Genomic DNA, 20,461 nt, shown 5'->3' with positions numbered 1-20,461 from the left:
AAACTATTTTAAATTTGGGGGGAAATGTATGAAACAAAAGGTTTTAAGTTTTAAATCTGTAAGAACACTGTTAATTCCATTGTTCATTCTAATGTTAGTAGTTGCTGGCTGTTCAAAAGACACATCATCTAATAAAAATGGTAGCGGCTCAAAAAATCAATCAAATCAGGGGGCTGGGGAGGCTGTAAAAGGCGGTTCAATTAAAATTGACCAACGTGTGGATTATGCTCACCTTGATCCAGCAATGGCTTATGATTTTGGTTCTTGGGAAGTCGTCCTCCAATTTTACGATCAATTATTAACTTATAAACCTGATTCAAGCGAGTTAACGACTGAACTCGCTGATTCATACGATGTTTCAGAAGATGGGCTAACCTATACATTTAAATTAAAGCAAGGGGTAAAATTCTGGAATGGTAAAGAAATGAAGGCTCAAAGTTTTATTGATCAGTTTGAGCGGATCCTAACTCCGGCAGTGGGATCACCGGCACGCGGATTTATCGATCCACTGGTTGTAGGTTCGACTGATTTCTTTGAAGGTAAAGCAGATAAAATATCAGGGCTTGAGGCTCCGGATGATTACACACTTGTTATCAAACTGACTGAGCCGCGGGGTAACTTCCTTTATGTGATGGGGATGCCTTTCTTCTCTCCAATCGATAAAGAATACGTAGATTCCATCGGGGATAAAGAATTTGACAGAAAACCATTGGGAACAGGTCCTTGGAAAATGGAATCTTATGATGTTGGTAAACAAATGGTATTGAAAAAGAACGAGAATTACTTTAAAGAAGGGGAGCCAAAGTTAGATGAAATCGTTATTTCGATTGAGTCTAACGAACAAAACTCGGTTCTTAAGTTCAAGCAAGGGGAAACTGCTTTTATCGGTTGGAACCAAGAAATTAACTCAGCAGATTTTGTACAGCTGCAGAGTGATCCAAATTTTAAAGATATGTTGATGAAAAAAGAACTGGCCTCTACTTATTATTTGGCACTAAACAATCAAGTGAAGCCAATGGATAATGTGAAAGTTCGTCAAGCGATTAATATGGCGATTGACAAAGAAAAAATAGTTAAATTGCAAAACGGCCGAGCCAGTGTAGCCAATCAGATTTTGCCGCCAACAATGCCTGGTTATCAGAAGAATCTTCCAGCGGAAGTAGATTACAAATTTGATAAGGAAAAGGCAAAGAAATTATTGGCAGAAGCAGGGCATCCTGATGGTTTTAAGGTGGAAATGTTATCAACATCTGGTGAAACAGACCAAAAGATTGTCCAATCGATCCAGGCTGATTTAAAAGATATCGGAATTGATGTGGAAATCAGACCATTAAGTGGAGCTTCTTATTCTGATGGTGCTCGTTCGTTAAAGTATGGTTTGGTTTATACTGCTTGGTTCCAGGACTTCCCGGACCCGACAAACTTCCTGGATGTTCTTTTAAATGGCGCGGAAGTACCGGCTAATAACTGGGCTGCTTACAATAACTCTTCCGTTAACGAAAAACTGAATAAAGCCAAATCCATGGCCTTTGGTCAAGAGAGAATTGACCTTTATGTTGAAATCCAAAACGAAATTCTTGCGGAAGCCCCTTGGGTTCCATTATTTAACCCTGTTCGATATGCAATTGTACAGCCTTGGTTAAAAGGCTACTATCAACACCCGGTATTAATGGATCCGCTTCATGATATTTCGATGACAAAAAAATAATTATTAATCAACAGGAGCAAGGGTAACACCTGCTCCTGTCGGTTATCGTCATTAAGCTAATCGTTGAAAGGATGAACTGTATGGAATCGTTAAAAAGGCTGATGCTTGAATTGGATCAAATTTTTGGTGTTTCTGGAGATGAAGGCAGGGTCGCTGCCTATATAAAGGAAGAATTATCAGGTAAAGCGGATGATTTTTTTGAAGATCCACTGGGAGGCCAATATTACATAAAAAAGGGGTCTAACCCGGATTTAAAGGTAATGTTGGCTGCACATATGGATGAAATTGGTTTTATTGTTACCCATATAGATGAAAAGGGCTTTGTTTATTTTGGACCAGTTGGATTCCATGATAGTCGAATGGTTATTGATCAGGTGCTTACCATTGATACATTTAAAGGATTTGTAAATGGCGTAACAGGGAGTAAACCGGCCCATATCGTTTCTGCGGAAGAAGAAAAAAAGGCTATTCCTATTGAGAAGCTTCATCTTGATGTTGGAACAGATTCTTATAATGAAACACTTGAATTAGGGGTTCGTGTTGGTGACTATATTACTTTTGATCGTAAAGGGCAGTATTTAAATAATGGCAAGTTTTTTACTGGTAAAGCAGTAGATAATCGTGCCGGTTGTGCCGTTATGGTAGAAGTGATGAAACGTCTTGCTAATAAACAAATCGTCCCAACCGTTTATGGGGTAGCAACTGCACAGGAAGAGGTAGGAATCCGAGGCGCTGGTCCAGCCGGATTTATTGTTCAGCCCGATATAGCCTTAGCAATTGATGTTACACTTGCAGGAGGAACTCCCGGAATCGAAGATAAAGACCTCCGTGTTCAGTTAGGGAAGGGGACCGCCATTGTTATTTATGACGGTGGTCTGGCAGTGCCAAAAAAATTATCTAAAAAATTAATTGAAGTCGCAGAAAAAGAAAATATCCCTTATCAGCGGGAAGTACTTTTAAAAGGCGCGACAGATGGGAAGGCCATCAGCCTGAGTGGTAAAGGGGTCGTAACAGGAGGCGTTTCCATTCCATCTCGCTATATCCATTCTGCAGTTGGAATGATTCATCTTGATGATTTAGAAAACTCTGTCCAGTTAATTGTCTCATTTATTGAAAATCTTACAGATAAACTATGATTAACAGCTTCTGAATAATGTGAATTAGATTTATCAAATATACGACGGCTAAAATGGACATAACTTGACAAACATGCTGCCAGGCGGCAAGTTCAAGTCTTGATCATCATTTTAGCCGGTCTAGTTTATTTTCACCATTTGTCTGGTATTTTAAATATGGACATAAAGAAATTAATTTCATAGAATAAAAAGGACTTTATTGATTGAACTATTAAATGATTCCGTTTGAACTAATTTTCATCATAAGTATATAAAGACAAAAAGGGGGAGTGCAGCTACATGCTATTAAATCATCAAACTCTGTCCAATAATGTTGCAGGTGTTATAAGAAAAATGATTTTTGATGGAACATTAAAACCAGGTGAAAGAATCAATCAGGCACAATTGGCCGAGAAACTGGAAATTTCAAGAGGACCAATTCGCGAGGCCTTGATGTTGCTTCAAAACGAAGGTTTAATTAAGCATGAAACCAACAAGGGGACATTTGTGACCACATTATCTCGTCAAGATCAATATGAAATTTATACGTTAAGAGCTCTACTAGAAAGTGAAGCAGCGCGGCTAGCTGCCAAAAATTTAACAGCAGAGGATTATCATCAGCTTGATGGATTGATAGGTGATTTTCGCGATTTAACTATACTGGATGATTGGGAGAATCTTGCCCGAACGGACTTAGAGTTCCACAAAAAGATTGTTTCCAAATGCGGTAACGGACGCCTTATCCAAATGCATCATCATCTAGATACACAGGTTGGAGCCATGTTTCTTACTGTAGCAAATATTGTTCCTATTCGGATTCACCAATTAGTGAACAATCATCTAATGCTATTGGATGCTCTTAAACAGAAAGATGAAGCGAAAATCAAGACGGCTTTTTCCGAGCATTATATGATTACTCTGCAAGAATTAACAGATTAAAGCAAGGGGTTCGTCTATTAATAGTAAAAAACTTGACTGATGCTTAGTTTGCTGAATGATTGAATATATCTGGTTGCTGAACAATCAGTACCCAAATGCAACTAACATGGAGAAGGGAGACAATTTATTTATATGTGCTCCTCTTCCTTATATTATTACGTAAAATATAAATTTGACGAATTAATCTATAAAAGATAAAATGTAGTAGTGAGGTGTTATTATGGTAAATCCAGCAAAGCAGCAAAATTTCAAAAAACTTCAGGCTCTGCTTAATGAGCTTCCTTGGTATGTTGAAGAATACATAAACCACAAATTACGAAAACTTTCGACCACATCTCTGTTCAATTATGGCCATGACTACAAAATCTTTTTTAACTGGATGATCAGCGAAAATTTATGGACGGGTGAAATAAAAGACATTCCTTTGGAGCGCCTTGAAAAATTGACGGTCATCGAGGTTGATAACTTTTTAAACTATCTGCATTATCAGCTTAATAACAAAGAATTAACGATCAACCGCAAATTATCAGCTTTAAAATCGCTATTTAACTATCTGCAAAACATCGCGGAAACACCGGACTTTCAGCCCTATATCAATCGGAACGTCATGGCAAAAATCGAATTTAACGAAGTAAAGGAATCGATGGAAACAAAAGCAAACAAAATGGAAGGAAAAATCCTCCTTGGTGACGAGTACGAGCGTTTTCGCTTGTTTGTTGCCCATGAATATGGCGAACTTAACAAAGATAACAAAAAAGTCTTCAATTTTCATCAATTAAACAAGGAACGTGACACAGCGATTGTTTCATTAATCCTCGGATCTGGGCTCCGGCTGTCGGAAGTAATCGGTCTCGACCTCGATGATATCGACTTTAGCAAGTATTGTGCGCGCGTAATCCGTAAAGGCAATAAGGAGCAATTTGTTTATTTCAGCCAGACGGCCATGGATGATTTGCAGGAATATCTTGCTATCAGAACCGTCAAATATGGGGTCGACAAAACCAATAAAGCTTTATTTGTTGCTGCGGCCATGGGTCCTAAAGGCAAAACTAGGCGGCTTACAGCACGTTCTGTAGAGAAACTAATCGAAAAATATGCAACTGCTTTCGGTAAACCATCATTATCCGTACACAAACTGCGGCATTCATTTGCAACCAGATATCATGCAGAGATTAATGATGTACCAAAATTAAGGCGGCAATTGGGTCATTCTTCAATCCAAACGACGATGATTTACACGCATATCAAGAACGATGACCTTAAAATTGCCGTAGATAAGATGGATCTGCCAAAAGAGCAAATAGAATAAAGAGGCTCCACCCTTTGTGAGCCTCTTATTTTATCAGTTAACATAATATTATTATAATAATAAAAATTCATCTTGTCTCATTTCCTAAGTATACTTAAGATAGTGAGACAACAAAAAAATTTATGTTTTTTTACTATTATTATAATATTTTTCATTATTCCTTACTGCTGCCGCTATAGGCTCCGGCAATTGGTTTATTTTATTCATCAGTCGCTTTTGCGCTTTCCGGCCTAACTCAACCTTCTGAGCGATGTAATAGGCACATATCGAGATTTCGTAATCGAACAAGTAATCGTACACATGATAATCGACAAATAACAAATCTTCCTTTGGAAATGGGATTTCCTTCCCTTTTAACGCATACATTAGCCCGAGTTGGTAATGTCCCTTTTCTCGAAGAATTCTCGCCAATTGGTATAGTGATTCCGCCCTTACCGGCCGATATTCCCATGCTTTTTGGAAAAATAGCAATGCCATGGCGATATATTGGTCCTCCGCCTCCTCCCCCCTGTTCTCCTGTGCAGCCCGAATCGCCAACCGTTCATAGCAAAATCCGATTTGCAGGAACGAATAATAAACCTCTTCCGCCCAGCCTCCGGCTTCTACTCTAAGCTTATACCACTTGATTGCCTCTTCTAATTCATCCAGACAATTATAGGTTTGCGCCAGGTAAAACTTATATCTCATTTTTAAATCATCTGGAGTTGTCGGATCCGCATGACCTAAGAGCAATAAGCGTTTATCTCGCTCGAACTTATCTTGCCTGCTGCCGCCATCCTCATGATCAAATATCGGCAGCCCGTCAAGCTTTGCCGATGTAACTACATATGTTTGATCTTCAAGTCTTGAACAGTCAATATCCCAATATTCATGGGTCACCCCGACGGAATGCCAAGGTAAGGATGTTTTTAATAATCGTGGTAACCAAAATTTGATTTGCGAGTTATATTGCATGGTTAAATATTGATCCTTTTCCAATACTGATGTATCAAACCTCGGAGCCACTTCAAGGAGCATGTCGGCATCAAGCAGCAGCAAATAATCGGCCTCAGGATAGGTTTGCTGCGCCAGTTTGACCGCCAAAGTCCGGTTGTAACCAAAATTTTTAAACGGGGCAAAATGCAATGTGCCTGGAACCCCATTTTCACTACACCACGCTTCAATTAGTTCCACGGTATTGTCACTAGATCCGGTATCGCAAATCGAAACATAATCAATAATCGGCTTTGCGCTATTCAAGCATCTTTCAATAATGGCAGATTCATTCTTCACAATCATGCAAAGACAAATTTTCTTTTCAGTCCGCTCAGTATTATTTTTCATAGAAGGACTACACCTCAATTTCTAAAAAACTACCCTTCTTTTAATTTATTGAAATGCATTCTCTTGTGTAACAAGTAAAACATGAAAAAAGCGTCTGGAAAGCCCAATCGGACCATCCAAACGCTTATATTAGCCGACACGTTTCTGCACATTGGCGGAAAACTGGCTATTATATAAATCGGCATAAAACCCGCCTTGTTCCAATAACTCCTGGTGATTTCCTTTTTCAATGATTTTGCCATGATTCATCACTAGGATTAAATCCGCATCGCGAATGGTTGACAACCGGTGAGCAATGACAAAGCTTGTGCGCCCTTTCATCAAATGGTCCATCGCCTTTTGAATCTGTACCTCGGTCCGAGTATCCACGCTGCTTGTCGCTTCATCAAGGATCAAAATGGACGGATTGGCAAGAATGGCTCTCGCAATCGTCAATAATTGCTTCTGGCCTTGTGAAATATTGGAGGCTTCCTCGTTTAAAATCGTATCGTAGCCATCCGGCAAGGTCCTGATAAAATGATCAGCATTGGCTGCTTGGGCGGCTGTTATAATCTCCTCTTCAGTTGCCCCCTCTCTTCCATAAGCGATATTGTCGCGAATCGTACTGTTGAAGAGCCAAGTATCCTGTAGTACCATGCCAAATAAACTCCTAAGGTGCTCCCGTTTCATCTCCCTCGTATCCATTCCGTCGATTAAAATACGTCCGTCATTAATTTCATAAAAGCGCATTAACAAGTTTATTAGTGTCGTTTTGCCGGCACCTGTCGGACCAACAATCGCCACTTTTTGCCCTGGCTTCACGAAAATATTTAAATCTTCCATTAAGGGTTCCCCTTCGGTATAACTGAAGGAAACATCCTCAAAAACTACTTCGCCTTTAGGGGCTGTTAATTCTTTTGTTTGAGTCACTTCAGGCACTTCCTCAGTTTCATCCAAAATCTCAAACACCCGCTCCGCACTGGCCACTGTCGACTGAATGATGTTAGCGATGTTGGCCGTTTGGGCAATCGGCTGAGAAAATTGCCGTGCATATTGGATAAACGCTTGAATATCGCCAATTTCAATGGCTTTCTTCGTGACCAAGATCCCGCCTGTTACGGCTACAAGGACATAGCCAATATTGTTGATAAATGACATTAGCGGCATAATCATACCGGACATAAATTGCGCCTTCCAGCCGGATTGATAAAGCTGATCATTGATCCGTTCAAATTGTCCAATTGATTTCTGCTCATGGCCAAACACCTTGATCACCTTGTGTCCGGTATACATTTCCTCAACATGGCCGTTCAGCTCACCAAGTGCTTTCTGCTGCCCTTTAAAATATAGTTGTGAACGTTTGGCTATAGTGGCAGTAGCAAGAATACTTAGCGGCAAGGTCACCACGACGATTAATGTCATTAACGGACTGATTGTCAGCATCATGACAATAACACCAATGATGGTGACAACTGAGGTAATCAACTGGGTTAAGCTTTGCTGCAAGGTAGAACTGATATTATCGACATCGTTGACAGCACGGCTAAGAATTTCCCCATGTGTCCGGGCGTCAAAATATTTCAACGGCAAACGGTTAAGCTTATTAAGTACCTCTTTACGAAGGTTATAGACTGTTTTTTGCGCGACGCCTGCCATAATATATTGCTGGAGATAAGTAAATGCCGCACTTAAAATATATAAACCTATCAGAAGCAGAATAATCTGGCCAATATAATCGAAATCAATTTTGGCTCCAGGAACACCGCTAAGCTTCATCATCAAGCCCTTAAAGAGTTTGGTGGTGGCTTTTCCCATGATTTTCGGACTGACAATCGCAAATACGGTACCAATAATCGCCGTAATAAAAACAGCGATTAGTTGCAGTTTATACGGCATTAAATAGCCAATTAATCGTTTAAGCGTGCCTTTAAAATCCTTCGCCTTTTGAACCGGCGCTCCCATTCCCATGCCGCGTGGGCCGAATCCGCCGCCTGGTCCACTACGTCTGGTATCTTTTTCATGTTTAGATTCTTTGCTCATGCGATTTCATCCTCCGATAGCTGCGACATGACGATTTCTCGGTATACCGAACAAGCGTTCAGCAACTCGGGGTGGCTGCCAATCCCGGCAATTTCTCCGTTATCCAACACGATAATTTGATCGGCATCGATGATGGTGCTGACCCGCTGGGCGACGATGACTACGGTCGCATCTGCCGTTTCATCTTTCAATGCTGCCCGAAGCTTAGCGTCTGTTTTAAAATCAAGTGCGGAAAAACTATCATCAAAAATATAGATTTCCGGTTTTCTGACAAGGGACCTTGCAATCGACAGGCGCTGTTTTTGGCCACCCGAAACATTTGTTCCCCCTTGGGCTATCTTCGTATCAAACCCATCTGGCATTCCGGCAATAAACCCTGATGCCTGGGCAATCTCTGCGGCATGACGAATTTCTTCATCGGTCGCATCTTCTTTGCCATAGCGGATATTTTCAGCAATAGTCCCGGTAAATAGAACCGCCTGTTGTGGAACGAAACCGATTTTTTGGCGCAAGTCTGCTTGCGTCATCTCCCGAACATCGATTCCGTCGACAAGCACCTGGCCGCTGCCGACATCATAAAAACGCGGGATCAAATTAATGAGCGTCGATTTGCCTGATCCGGTTCCGCCAATAATGGCCGTGGTCTCGCCTGGGTTCATTTTAAAAGAAATATTGGAAATCGCCGGCATTTCCGCACCCGGATAGCTGAACGTAACATTTTCGAATACCACCTGACTTCTATTCCCGTTGTTGGCTTTTGGCTTATCCGGGTCAACAATGTCTGCAGTTGTTGCAAATACTTCGTTAATCCTTGTTGCTGAAACTTGTGCCCTGGGAATCATCACAAACATCATGGATAGCATGATGAACGAGAACATGATTTGCATCGCGTATTGGATAAATGCCATCATGTCCCCGACTTCCATATGGCCGTTCGAGATGCGGATGCCGCCGAACCAAACGATCGCCACTGTTGTCAGGTTTAAAACAATCATCATAATCGGCATCATCGCCGCCATTAATTTATTGACTTTAATCGCGGTATCGGTTAAGTCCCAGTTGGCCGCGTCAAAACGAGTTTTCTCATATCCTACACGATTAAACGAGCGAATAACCCGAATCCCGGTTAAATTCTCCCTTAGCACCCGGTTGACCTTATCGAGTTTTACCTGCATTGATTTAAACAGCGGAAGTCCCTTTCTGGCAATAATGACAATAGCCAAGACGAGAACAGGCAGTGATACAGCCAAAACCAAGGTTAGTTTGGCATCCTTGGAATATGCCATGATAATGCCGCCAATACACATCATGGGAGCCATTGCCATCATCCGCAGCATCATGATCAATACCTGTTGAATTTGCGTAATATCATTTGTCGTTCTGGTAATAAGCGAGGCTGTCCCCAGTTGATCGAATTCATGCAGAGAAAAATTTTCAACATGGCCAAACAGTTTGCTTCGCAATAATTTCCCAAACCCGGAGGCTGCCTTTGCGGACAAGAAGCTGGCTGCAATCGAACATACCATCCCCCCTGCGGCAACCAATAGCATAAAGCCTCCGACCTTCCAGATGTAACCTGTATCACCGGTTACGACTCCTTTATCAACGATATCAGACATTAACGTTGGCAGGTAAAGCTCTGACAAAGATTGCAGGAGGACCAAAATTAATACAAAATAAACTTGGACTTGATAGGGTTTTAAAAATTTAATCAGTTTTCCCATTTGCGATCAGCTCCATTATGGATTAACGGTTTAAGTCTTGAAAATAATGATGGACCTTAGTAAGCAAATCAGCTAATTGCTCACTTTCTTTCTCACCCAGATAATCGATGAGGCCGAGGAAGGTTTCGGTAAAAGCTGCCTTCGCTTCTTTAACTGCCTTCATCCCCGTCGGTGTCAGTTTAATTTTTACCGCCCTACGATCGGCAGGGTCTATAGTGCGTTCAACAAGACCATCCTTTTCAAGCGTATTGATAATTTGTGTTACGGTTGGCGGCGTGACCTGAAGCACCTGGCTAATTTCCGAGACTTTCATCTCGGATTGCTTCTCTGCCGTGCCACGCTGAATCGTTGCCAACACTTTAAATTCGCTGGGATTATACCCGGCAATTTTCTTTTCATGCCAGCCGGTCTTGCGAAACTGCATAAATGATTGCAACAGTTTTTGCGCAGTTGCACTTTCAATATCTGCCATGCTTTACACCTCAATTTTCATTAAGATTACAAATAATTAGGCTACTTATTAATTTGCATACCTAATTATATTCCCGTAAGTATTAGACGTCAATTTTTAAAAATAAAAAAACACAGGTTTAATTATCCCTGTGTTGCAATACATTAATACCAATCATTTTCCACTTTCCATCCACATGAGCCCAGGTTGATTCCACATAGGCAATCGTGTCGGCATTGGCGATACCCGCCACCCTTTGGATACCCTTTAGTCCCAGTTTACCGTCGTTCAATGGAACGAGCTCCATGCTGCTAAACGCATTGACCATTAGCTCAGTTGGTTCATTTAACTTTCCTTTCACATACAACCCGATTTTTTTATAATATTTCTTTCGGTCTTTTAAGTTAAAAAGGTACGACTTACCGGTTGCTTTTACCACTATTTCTGCCTTATAACCATTTAAAAAATGGGCGTCCATTTCCAAAGGTTCTGGGACAGTTAAGTCGGTTATAACAAAATCTTTCAATGTGTATAAATAGTTCAGAATAATGCCGCCGCTGCCGCCAGTTTCAACAGTTACGAACACATCCTTCAGGCCGTCGTGATTTAAATCTGCCAGTTTAAGTCCCGCTCTAGCACCGCTTTCAAGAGGAATTTTATAGTTTTTTTCGTTTGAGGCTGCCACCTCGACAAAGATTTCTTTTAAATAGCTATCCTCATCCTCATAGGCTACACCCCTCAATAAAATGTCATCAGCCTTGCCGTCGCCGGTTATATCGACTGATTCCTTGGAGATCGTAATGATTTTGTTGTTTTCTTCAATAGCGTAGACAACGGTAGTCGAGATTAAGAAAAATGCTACAATCGCAAGAAGCACTTCTTTCTTCATTATTTTCCCCTCCCATAATCAAGTATTATTTAGTATGCCCAATTATGGAAAAAAGATGAAAAAAATAGGAACCCGCTTTGACGGGTTCCTGATTTCATTATTCAGATGGTTTCTCCTGTGGTGCCGCCACTTTCCAAATGGAAGAGACTTTTCCGTTTTCTCCTTCATCCAGAACAAACGATCCGTTTGAATAGCGGTCACTAAAGTGAATTTCGCCAGTCTTTAACGTTTCAATATGTCCTTTTTCAGTTAAAATGAAAATTTCATCCTCGTCCTTGGCAGTGACAAAACCGGTAATCTTGTGTGGATTTGCTTTTAATTCGCGCAGAATCACAACACCCCGTTTCGCACGGGAAGTAAGCTCAAATTCAGATAATTTCATTCGTTTTACCGCGCCGCGCTGGGTGGCAACCACGATGGTGTCGTCCTTGCTGCCAGGTACAAGAATTTGACCGCTAACAATATAATCACCATCTTTTAAATTCATGCCCTTTACGCCGGCGGCACGAACACCGACAATGCTAATTTCCTCTTCAGCAAACCATAAGGCGTAACCGTAATGGGAAATGAGGAAAATCTCCTTGCTGCCATCGGTCAAATGAACATCGACAACTTGGTCATCTTCCTTCAGATTGACTGCGACAAGCGGTTTGGAGTGGCGCTGTGCCTTGTACTGTTTCAGTTCCGTTTTCTTGACCATTCCGTTTTTCGTGATAAAGACTAGGAATGCCTCTGCAGCCTCAAAATCCTTCACAGCGATCGCCTTGATGATATCTTCATCGCGGTCAATCGGAATGATATTGGCAATATGCTGGCCAAGGTCCTTCCAGCGAATATCCGGAAGCTCATGTACCGGACAATACAGGTAATTTCCTTTATTTGTGAATAGGAGCAATACGTCCTGGGTATTCATCTCCAGCTGTGCCAGCAAGCGATCCGATTCCTTCATCGCCAAATCTTGGCCGTTTGATGCGGCAAAGGAGCGTGGGCTTGTCCGTTTCACATAGCCGTGTTCGGTTACCGTAACAATGACGTCTTCACTAGGGACCAAGACTTCCAAATTGATTTTAATTTCTTCAATTTCCGCTTCGATTTTCGAGCGCCGTTCATCGGAAAACCGCTTTTTAACCTCTTTTAACTCTTTTTTAATAACAGATTGAAGCTTTTTCTCGCTTTCCAATATGCTGGTAAGCTCCTCAATTCTTTTTGCCAATTCCTCCGCTTCATTTCTTAACGCAGTTATGTCCGTGTTGGTTAAGCGATAAAGTTGCAAGGAAACAATCGCTTCTGCCTGTAGTTCTGTAAACGCAAATTTCGCGATTAAGTTATCCTTTGCATCACGCTTGTCTTTTGAGGCACGGATTGTCGCGATGACTTCATCGAGGATTGATAAAGCCTTCATCAGGCCTTCGACGATATGCTGGCGTTCCTTTGCTTTCGCCAGGTCAAATTTGGTTCTTCTTGTTACGACTTCCTTTTGGTGTGCAATATAGGCATCAAGCAGCTCGCGCAAGCCCATTAGCTTTGGCCGCTTGTTATGAATCGCGACCATATTAAAGTTATAGGTGACCTGGAGATCACTATTTTTAAATAAAAACGCTAAAATGCCCTCAGCATCGGCATCCTTCTTTAATTCAATAGCAATCCTTAGGCCGGTCCGGTCCGTTTCGTCACGAACCTCGGAAATTCCTTCGACTTTGCGGTCAAACCGCAATTCGTCGATTTTTTTTACCAGATTCGCTTTGTTGACCTCGTACGGGATTTCCGTTATTACAATTTGCTGCTTGCCGCCGCGCATCTCCTCAATTTCCGTTTTCCCACGAACGATAATTTTACCTTTACCAGTTTCATAGGCTTTTTTGATGCCATCAAGTCCTTGAATAATACCACCCGTCGGGAAATCCGGCCCCTTGATCACGGTCAATAATTCATCCACAGACACCATAGGATTATCCATTCTCATGATGCAGGCATCAATGACTTCTCCTAATTGATGCGGCGGAATATCTGTTGCATAACCGGCAGAAATACCAGTTGATCCGTTAACAAGCAGATTGGGAAACGCGGCCGGCAGAACGGTCGGTTCCTTGGAGGTGTCATCAAAATTTGGAATGAATTCCACGGTATCTTTTTCAATGTCACGCATAAGCTCTGCCGATATCGCGGACAGGCGCGCTTCCGTATAACGCATCGCGGCCGGGGGATCACCGTCGACGCTTCCGTTGTTGCCGTGCATTTGGACAAGGACGTTGCGGACCTTCCAATCCTGGCTCATCCGCACCATCGCTTCATAGACAGAGGAGTCGCCATGCGGGTGATAGTTACCGATGACGTTACCGACAGTTTTGGCCGCTTTTCGAAATCCTTTTTCATGGGTGTTGCCTTCGACATGCATCGCATATAAAATTCTTCGTTGCACAGGCTTTAATCCATCTCTGGCATCAGGCAGGGCCCGTTCTTGAATAATATATTTGCTATATCGGCCAAAACGGTCGCCTATGACATCTTCCAAAGGCAGGTCACGGAATTTCTCAGTTGCACTCATCCTTCATTCCCCCCCTCTGAAACAGAGATATTTTCATTTTCCAAAATGTTATCATCTTCCTCTAGACCAAACGCCACATTGCTTTCAATCCATTTGCGGCGGGGTTCCACTTTATCGCCCATCAGCGTCGTGACTCGGCGTTCCGCACGTGCGGCGTCGTCGATTTTCACCCTGATCAGCGTTCGTTTTTCCGGATCCATCGTTGTTTCCCACAGTTGGTCCGCATTCATTTCGCCAAGACCTTTATAGCGCTGGATGATATAGCCGCGGCCAACCTTTTTCATGGCCGTTTGCAATTCTTGTTCATTCCAGGCATATTCAATGATTTCTTTTTTACCGGTGCCCTTGCTAACTTTGTAAAGCGGAGGCAGGGCAATATAGACGCGTCCGGCTTCCACAAGCGGCTTCATGTAACGGTAAAAGAATGTCAGCAATAATACCTGAATATGCGCTCCGTCCGTGTCGGCATCGGTCATAATAATGATTTTATCGTAGTTAATATCTTCAATATTAAAATCAGTGCCAACCCCGCCGCCAATTGTATAAATCATAGTATTGATTTCTTCGTTTTTAAAAATGTCAGCCAGCTTTGCTTTTTCGGTATTAATAACTTTACCTCTTAGTGGAAGCACAGCTTGAAAACGGCGGTCACGGCCTTGCTTCGCGGAACCGCCCGCTGAATCCCCCTCAACAAGGTAAAGCTCATTCTTTTGTGGGTTGCGCGATTGTGCCGGTGTCAATTTACCTGATAGCATTGCCTCTGAGCGCTTGCGTTTCTTGCCGCTTCGTGCATCTTCACGAGCTTTTCTGGCAGCTTCGCGTGCTTGATAGGCTTTAACTGATTTTTTGACAAGCAGGGAACTGATATCCGGGTTTTCTTCCAAAAAGTAGGATAGATGTTCGGAGACAACTGCATCTACAGCCGATCTAGCTTCACTTGTTCCCAATTTTCCTTTTGTTTGTCCCTCAAATTGCAATAGCTGTTCTGGGATCCGCACTGAAATGATCGCGGACAATCCTTCGCGAATATCGGCCCCATCAAGATTTTTGTCTTTGTCCTTTAATAAGCCAACCTTGCGGGCATGGTCATTAAACACCCTTGTCATTGCCGTTTTGGCCCCAATCTCATGGGTGCCGCCGTCTTTTGTGCGAACGTTATTGACAAAAGACAGGACGTTTTCTGAATAGCCGTCATTGAATTGAAAGGCAAAATCCACTTCAATTCCGTTTTGCGCACCCTCAAAGCTGACTACCGGATGAAGGGAATCCTTCTCTTCATTCAAATAAGCGACAAATGCCTCAATCCCATTCTCATAATGGTAGGTCTCGCGCACATCATTCCGCTCATCAATAATCTCAATTTTTAACCCTTTTAATAAAAATGCCGACTCTCTTAACCTCTCACCGAGTGTTTCAAAATTATAAGTGATGGTCGAGAAAATGGTCGAGTCTGGTTTAAAGTGAATGGTTGTTCCGGTTTGGTTCGTTTTACCGATCTTCTCAAGCGTAGTAACCGGCTTTCCGCCATTTTCAAATCGCTGTTCATACGTAAAGCCGTCACGCTTGATGGTGACGACCAGCCATTCCGATAATGCGTTCACGACAGATGCGCCCACACCGTGCAAACCGCCGCTTGTCTTATAACCGCCCTGGCCGAATTTACCCCCGGCGTGGAGGATCGTTAAGATGACCTCAGGAGTCGGTTTCCCCATTTTATGCATGCCCGTAGGCATCCCGCGTCCTTTGTCAACGACGCTGATTGAATTGTCTTTATGGATTTTTACAATGATGTGGTCGCCATACCCTGCAAGCGCTTCATCCACGGCGTTATCGACAATTTCATAAACGAGATGATGAAGGCCGCGGGCGTCGGTGCTGCCGATGTACATCCCCGGGCGCTTTCGGACCGCTTCAAGACCTTCGAGCACCTGGATGGCATCATCATTATAATCAAAAGCTTGCTGATTTCTTGCCACTAAAATACCCCTTTCATTCCCTCACAAAAGAAAACATCTTTTCTATTTATAAACAATCATTTTAAAAAATGAATGAAGTTTAAAAACATCCTAGAACAAATGTTTGTTACTTAATTTTACCATAAGTTCTGAGCGTGTCTAAGCTTTATTTTAGCGATTTATTTTGATTTGGCAAATATGTATTTTAAAACAACATCGTTTTGCCCTATTATTTCCCGGATAAAAAACAAAAAACTGCCCTATTTTTTGGCAGCTTTTTAGGATAATTATTGATTCCGAGTATAGGCGTGCATAACCTTAATACAGCGATCCATAATCACGGTGTAGCCTTTTTCTTTTAAAAAATTGTAGGCATCTTCATTGACGAGGCCTTGCTGTGCCCAAAAAACATCCGCATCAATTTCAACAAATTCCTTGGCAACATCAAATAATTGCTCGGAACGCCGGAATACGTTAACGATATCGACATGACCTTCAATGTCCTTTAATGACGCCACCGCTTTAACACCTAAAGCTTCATCGATTGTTGGGTTAACCGGGATGATCTCGTAACCCGCTTGCTGCATCACCTCGGAAACTTGGTAGGAGGTGCGCTCCGGATTATTACTTAACCCGACAACCGCAATTCTTTTCGCTTTTTTCAAAATTGCCCCAATCTCTTCAAGGCTCGGATTTTCAATTGCCATCATTTTCACTCCTTATGTTGGTCCATTTTCTTTATTTTACCTGTTTATCAGAAAAATATATAACAAAAAGCTTCCGATACCCGGAAGCCCTTGCAAAATAATTAATAATCAGCCTTAACTGCTGCACTAACCTTTGGAACAAATAAGGTGAAGCGGGCCCCCTCCCCAGTGTTTTCAACGGTAACGATGCCATTCATGTTTTCCATGATCTTTTTTGTCATGTAAAGTCCAAGCCCTGTGCCATGCGGTTTTGTTGTAAAATACGGAGCAAATATAGTTTTCATTAAGCTCGGTTCTATTCCTCCGGCATTATTGGTAAATTCCGCAGTAATGAACTGTTCTGTTTCAAAGATTTTGATTGTCAAGATCCGACTGCTGCTTCCTGATTCCACAAAGGCATCCCTGGCATTGGTTAAGATATGCAAGACAGCTTGGCTGAATTCGTTAGGGTATCCAAAGGCCGGCTGTTGCCCCCGGTATTCAAATCCCACCTCAATTCCATGATCTTTAAACGTTTGGGAAAAAATGAACAGGGCATCTTCGATGGCATCCCCTACGGAAAATGTGCATTTTTCTTGATCGGGCTTATAGAACTTACGAAAATCGTTAATCGCTCGTGACATTAGATTGATTTGCATCATGCTTTCGCGAGTAAACCGGTCAATAAATTGCCCGTCAATCTCGCCAAATTCATCCGCCTCTTTTACATCCTGAATGAGATGGGATAGGCTTTTTAACGGGCGGCGCCATTGCTGGCCGATCGTGGTAATCATTTCACCCATCGCCGCAAGCCGAGCCTGTTGAATTAGCAACAGATCTTTCTCTTTGTTTTTGGCAATTTCATGCTGAAGGCGTTCCTCTAGTCGCCGATTAATCGCCTCGTATTTCTCTGCCAGATCCCGATAACCTATTTGACTTTCTACTAGCCCTTTCATACATTCACATCCATTATTTTTTAGTATAGTAATAATCTATTGAACGGTCTAACTGTCACTAGTTTATTGTTATACTAATTATAGGTTTTTACCTGCAAGGGTTTCTACAAGTTAACAAATGGTTAGAAAATTCTCCATACTTTTGTAATAAAATTGACGTTAAATCTTCTTACTTTTTAGGAAAATCTTCCTGTTGATTTTCTTTCTTTTTGACGTTATAGGGTAAAAAAATAACCGGCATGAAGCCGGTTCAGTCGTTTTGGGTCACAGTTTGATCAGGGATTAAATTTAAAGCCGTCCAAGCTGTTTGGTCCCCGAATAGCCTAGACCAACTGGCTACTCCTGCCAGCTCATATTTTATAGCCAAATCCGCGCGCTTTTTCAAAGACATTTCATCTTCTATCCATATTTTATAGGTGGCGTTCTCGCCTTGGTCAAGATATTCAGCGTAATTCTGGCCAGATTCAGGGTCATAACTCGACTGCACACCTTTTTCCGCCAGCCATGCCTTTACCTTATCCATCGACATCGCTGTTGAGGACACTTCAACATTGCCCTCAGCGCCAGTTTGCTCTTTCCACAGCCTTGCATATAACGGTACTCCTAGGATCAATTTTTTCTTTGGAACATCCTTTAGCAACCTTTGCAGATTATTCTCCACCCATGGCAAGCTTGACACACTGCCGGGACCGGTGGCTTTTGTGTGCTCATCATAAGCCATTACCACCAAGTAATCGACTATTTCAGCAAGCTTCGGCCGGTTGTAAAAAGATGACCAGTTATTATTTTCACCTGCGGCAAATGTAATGTCCATCGAGACAATCAGCCCTGCTTTATGCAAATAAGGAACTGCCTCCCGCATAAATTGCGTGACGAGCGGCCCATCCTCTGGGTAGACATTTTCGATATCAAAATTAATTCCATTTAATTGATACATCTGGCTAAACGTGAGTAGTTGTCGTATGATGGTCTTCCTCGTGTCAAAGTCCTTTAATGCCTCATGGGTGAGCTCCGGGTCGAATGAATTGGAGAACAAGCCCCAAACCTGATAGCCCTTCCCTTGTGCCCACTTACTATATTCCAGAGAGGCGAGATTTTTAATCGAGCCGTCAGCACCTGCAAGCGAAAACCAGGTCGGCGATACGACATTCACCCCAGCCATTTCCGGTATTTTTGCAGAATTAGGGTTTTTTGTATAAACCGCTTCCCAAGTTAAGTGAATCGGTCCGTTAATCTTGGGGGCTTGGGTTGTCTCTAGTTCACGGTTGATGGTGATCTTTACAGGTTCTCCCTTTGTAATATATTCTTTTTTGATATAGCCGCCGATTCCATTCGCTTTCCTCACGAAATAAAAATCATCCTTCTCTCCCTCAATCGTGACCGCTTCCTTTGGCTTCATTTCCGCCACATATGGCGTTTGCCAAGAAGCGCCGGTGCGCAACCTTAACTTTTCTTTATTAATATCATTTTCTATCACTCTGGCAAATATGAATTGGTCCCCATCCGCCTGAATCAGAATCGCCCCGCTGTCCGGCAATTTCTCATATTGAATGCCGTAAAATGGCAGGATGGCGTCGAGCGCGACAAAAATTCTGCCATCCCGTGAAATAATCGGTGAAAGCTGCAAATCGACCGGTGCCTCGTTGACAAAATAGGTTAACGAATCGGTGGGCATCTGAACAACTTTACTTTTCGTAGTCATGATGACGGATTTTGATTTTTCATCATAAAGAATGCTTTGGTCGATCTGTTCCTGCAAAAATGCCAAGGGGACAAAAAGGGAATTTCCCTCAACAAGGGCATTGGCCTGTTGCTTTCCCTTAAAAAGGATGGGAAACTTGCCGTTAAAATAAGTCTTTTTTTCTTCCGAAGCAAATGGATATAATAATAGAATAATCGAAGAAAAAATCAGCAATAAACAGCCGACAATGCCCGTAATCAGCCATTTTTTTGATTGTTTTTTTGTTTTATGAATTTCAATCTGTGCCATATATCTCACTCCCGTATATAATCGTACGGTAAGAAGGATGAAATGAAAAGAAATTTCTTAATTAAATATAAGTTTAGCGACAATACATAGACTATAGTGTTTTTTGAAAGATACATGGTAAAATAAAAGAACCCGAATTTTTAATTGAAGGAGTTATCATTAAATGATTCAAATTATTCTCATCATCATCCTCGCCTATTTGCTTGGGTCGATTCCCTCAGGGTTAATCATTGGAAAGACCTTTTATAAAACCGATATCCGCCAGCATGGCAGCGGTAATTTGGGCGGAACCAATACATTCCGGACACTTGGAGTGAAAGCAGGATTAATCGTAACCATTGCGGATATTTTAAAAGGGACTTTGGCCGCAGCACTGCCTGGTTTGCTTTCCATTGATATGAATCCTCTAATACCTGGTCTGTTGGCTGTTTTGGGGCATACGTATCCAATCTTTGCCGGATTCCGCGGCGGGAAAGCGGTAGCAACCTCCGGAGGAGTCCTGCTGTTTTATGCGCCATTTTTGTTTATAACGCTGCTGTTGTCCTTTTTTATCAGTCTCTACATAACGAAGTATGTGTCCTTGTCTTCGATGATCGCCGGCGTGATTGCCGTTCTGTATGTGTTGACGACCGGGGTGATTCAACAATTGGACATCCCCCTTTTAGTCGCGGTATTCTTATTGGCCTCCTTCGTGGTTTACCGGCACAGGGCTAATATTAAAAGAATTAAGAATAAAACGGAACCAAAAATAAGTTGGTTGTAAAGCAGATTAAAAGGACCCCTCAAGGTCCTTTTAATTTTCATGAAACTTTCATTTTTCTCCCGGCTGTAAAGTAGATATTAGAGTAAACT

The 20,461-nt window shown here is 42.1% G+C and carries 15 protein-coding genes; 5 read left to right on the top strand and 10 right to left on the bottom strand.

What is annotated here, in order from left to right:
* Nucleotides 1–28: 28 nt before the first annotated feature.
* The 4 genes from M3234_RS06785 (at nt 29) to xerS (ending at nt 5,071) form a co-directional block, all read left to right on the top strand.
* Nucleotides 29–1,708 (top strand): ABC transporter substrate-binding protein, encoded by a 1,680-nt coding sequence (locus tag M3234_RS06785; RefSeq protein WP_262303970.1) that lies wholly within the window; start codon nt 29–31, stop codon nt 1,706–1,708.
* Between the two features lie 80 nt (nt 1,709–1,788).
* A complete protein-coding gene (locus tag M3234_RS06780; protein ID WP_262303969.1) occupies nt 1,789–2,844 on the top strand; it encodes a M42 family metallopeptidase in 1,056 nt (351 codons plus the stop codon).
* Nucleotides 2,845–3,123: 279 nt separating this feature from the next.
* Nucleotides 3,124–3,762: a GntR family transcriptional regulator gene (locus tag M3234_RS06775; protein ID WP_262303968.1), complete on the top strand. Its 639-nt coding sequence runs from the start codon at nt 3,124–3,126 to the stop codon at nt 3,760–3,762.
* Nucleotides 3,763–3,982: 220 nt separating this feature from the next.
* On the top strand, nt 3,983–5,071 hold the full coding sequence (gene xerS, locus M3234_RS06770; protein ID WP_262303967.1) for a tyrosine recombinase XerS: 1,089 nt from the start codon (nt 3,983–3,985) through the stop codon (nt 5,069–5,071).
* Between the two features lie 120 nt (nt 5,072–5,191).
* Here xerS and M3234_RS06765 read toward each other — a convergent pair whose 3' ends face one another.
* The 10 genes from M3234_RS06765 to M3234_RS06720 form a co-directional block, all read right to left on the bottom strand.
* Entirely contained in the window at nt 5,192–6,394 is a 1,203-nt protein-coding gene (locus tag M3234_RS06765; protein ID WP_262303966.1) for a glycosyltransferase, read from the bottom strand.
* Nucleotides 6,395–6,523: 129 nt separating this feature from the next.
* Complete coding sequence (locus tag M3234_RS06760) at nt 6,524–8,413, bottom strand: ABC transporter ATP-binding protein (RefSeq protein WP_285858301.1); 1,890 nt, start codon at nt 8,411–8,413, stop codon at nt 6,524–6,526.
* On the bottom strand, nt 8,410–10,137 hold the full coding sequence (locus M3234_RS06755; protein WP_262303965.1) for an ABC transporter ATP-binding protein: 1,728 nt from the start codon (nt 10,135–10,137) through the stop codon (nt 8,410–8,412). The genes M3234_RS06760 and M3234_RS06755 overlap by 4 nt, the downstream gene beginning before the upstream one ends.
* Before the next feature lie 22 nt (nt 10,138–10,159).
* Nucleotides 10,160–10,609, bottom strand: coding sequence for a MarR family winged helix-turn-helix transcriptional regulator (locus tag M3234_RS06750; protein WP_262303964.1), 450 nt, complete (start codon nt 10,607–10,609; stop codon nt 10,160–10,162).
* Between the two features lie 118 nt (nt 10,610–10,727).
* On the bottom strand, nt 10,728–11,477 hold the full coding sequence (locus M3234_RS06745) for a hypothetical protein (protein ID WP_262303963.1): 750 nt from the start codon (nt 11,475–11,477) through the stop codon (nt 10,728–10,730).
* Between the two features lie 97 nt (nt 11,478–11,574).
* Nucleotides 11,575–14,022, bottom strand: a complete 2,448-nt coding sequence (gene parC, locus M3234_RS06740) for a DNA topoisomerase IV subunit A (protein ID WP_262303962.1) — start codon at nt 14,020–14,022, stop codon at nt 11,575–11,577.
* Nucleotides 14,019–15,998: a DNA topoisomerase IV subunit B gene (gene parE / locus M3234_RS06735; RefSeq protein ID WP_262303961.1), complete on the bottom strand. Its 1,980-nt coding sequence runs from the start codon at nt 15,996–15,998 to the stop codon at nt 14,019–14,021. Before parE ends, parC begins: the two co-directional genes overlap by 4 nt.
* Before the next feature lie 266 nt (nt 15,999–16,264).
* Entirely contained in the window at nt 16,265–16,684 is a 420-nt protein-coding gene (locus M3234_RS06730; protein WP_262304130.1) for a CoA-binding protein, read from the bottom strand.
* A gap of 101 nt (nt 16,685–16,785) precedes the next feature.
* On the bottom strand, nt 16,786–17,619 hold the full coding sequence (locus tag M3234_RS06725; protein ID WP_262303960.1) for a sensor histidine kinase: 834 nt from the start codon (nt 17,617–17,619) through the stop codon (nt 16,786–16,788).
* 250 nt (nt 17,620–17,869) lie between these two features.
* Entirely contained in the window at nt 17,870–19,609 is a 1,740-nt protein-coding gene (locus M3234_RS06720; protein WP_262303959.1) for a glycosyl hydrolase family 18 protein, read from the bottom strand.
* Between the two features lie 163 nt (nt 19,610–19,772).
* On the opposite strand from M3234_RS06720, the gene plsY reads away from it, so the two are divergent.
* A complete protein-coding gene (plsY, locus tag M3234_RS06715) occupies nt 19,773–20,372 on the top strand; it encodes a glycerol-3-phosphate 1-O-acyltransferase PlsY (protein WP_262303958.1) in 600 nt (199 codons plus the stop codon).
* Nucleotides 20,373–20,461: the final 89 nt, after the last annotated feature.

Source organism: Neobacillus niacini, from assembly GCF_023715785.1.
GTDB lineage: Bacteria > Bacillota > Bacilli > Bacillales > Cytobacillaceae > Neobacillus > Neobacillus niacini_E.
This window is presented reverse-complemented; position numbering and strand designations above follow the sequence as displayed.

What these genes read in the sequence shown, in the direction of transcription:
- M3234_RS06785 (WP_262303970.1), top strand. Translation starts at nt 29, where the DNA reads ATGAAACAAAAGGTTTTAAGTTTTAAATCTGTAAGAACACTGTTAATT.
- M3234_RS06780 (WP_262303969.1), top strand. Translation starts at nt 1,789, where the DNA reads ATGGAATCGTTAAAAAGGCTGATGCTTGAATTGGATCAAATTTTTGGT.
- M3234_RS06775 (WP_262303968.1), top strand. Translation starts at nt 3,124, where the DNA reads ATGCTATTAAATCATCAAACTCTGTCCAATAATGTTGCAGGTGTTATA.
- xerS (WP_262303967.1), top strand. Translation starts at nt 3,983, where the DNA reads ATGGTAAATCCAGCAAAGCAGCAAAATTTCAAAAAACTTCAGGCTCTG.
- M3234_RS06765 (WP_262303966.1), bottom strand. Translation starts at nt 6,394, where the DNA reads ATGAAAAATAATACTGAGCGGACTGAAAAGAAAATTTGTCTTTGCATG.
- M3234_RS06760 (WP_285858301.1), bottom strand. Translation starts at nt 8,413, where the DNA reads ATGAGCAAAGAATCTAAACATGAAAAAGATACCAGACGTAGTGGACCA.
- M3234_RS06755 (WP_262303965.1), bottom strand. Translation starts at nt 10,137, where the DNA reads ATGGGAAAACTGATTAAATTTTTAAAACCCTATCAAGTCCAAGTTTAT.
- M3234_RS06750 (WP_262303964.1), bottom strand. Translation starts at nt 10,609, where the DNA reads ATGGCAGATATTGAAAGTGCAACTGCGCAAAAACTGTTGCAATCATTT.
- M3234_RS06745 (WP_262303963.1), bottom strand. Translation starts at nt 11,477, where the DNA reads ATGAAGAAAGAAGTGCTTCTTGCGATTGTAGCATTTTTCTTAATCTCG.
- parC (WP_262303962.1), bottom strand. Translation starts at nt 14,022, where the DNA reads ATGAGTGCAACTGAGAAATTCCGTGACCTGCCTTTGGAAGATGTCATA.
- M3234_RS06730 (WP_262304130.1), bottom strand. Translation starts at nt 16,684, where the DNA reads ATGGCAATTGAAAATCCGAGCCTTGAAGAGATTGGGGCAATTTTGAAA.
- M3234_RS06725 (WP_262303960.1), bottom strand. Translation starts at nt 17,619, where the DNA reads ATGAAAGGGCTAGTAGAAAGTCAAATAGGTTATCGGGATCTGGCAGAG.
- M3234_RS06720 (WP_262303959.1), bottom strand. Translation starts at nt 19,609, where the DNA reads ATGGCACAGATTGAAATTCATAAAACAAAAAAACAATCAAAAAAATGG.
- plsY (WP_262303958.1), top strand. Translation starts at nt 19,773, where the DNA reads ATGATTCAAATTATTCTCATCATCATCCTCGCCTATTTGCTTGGGTCG.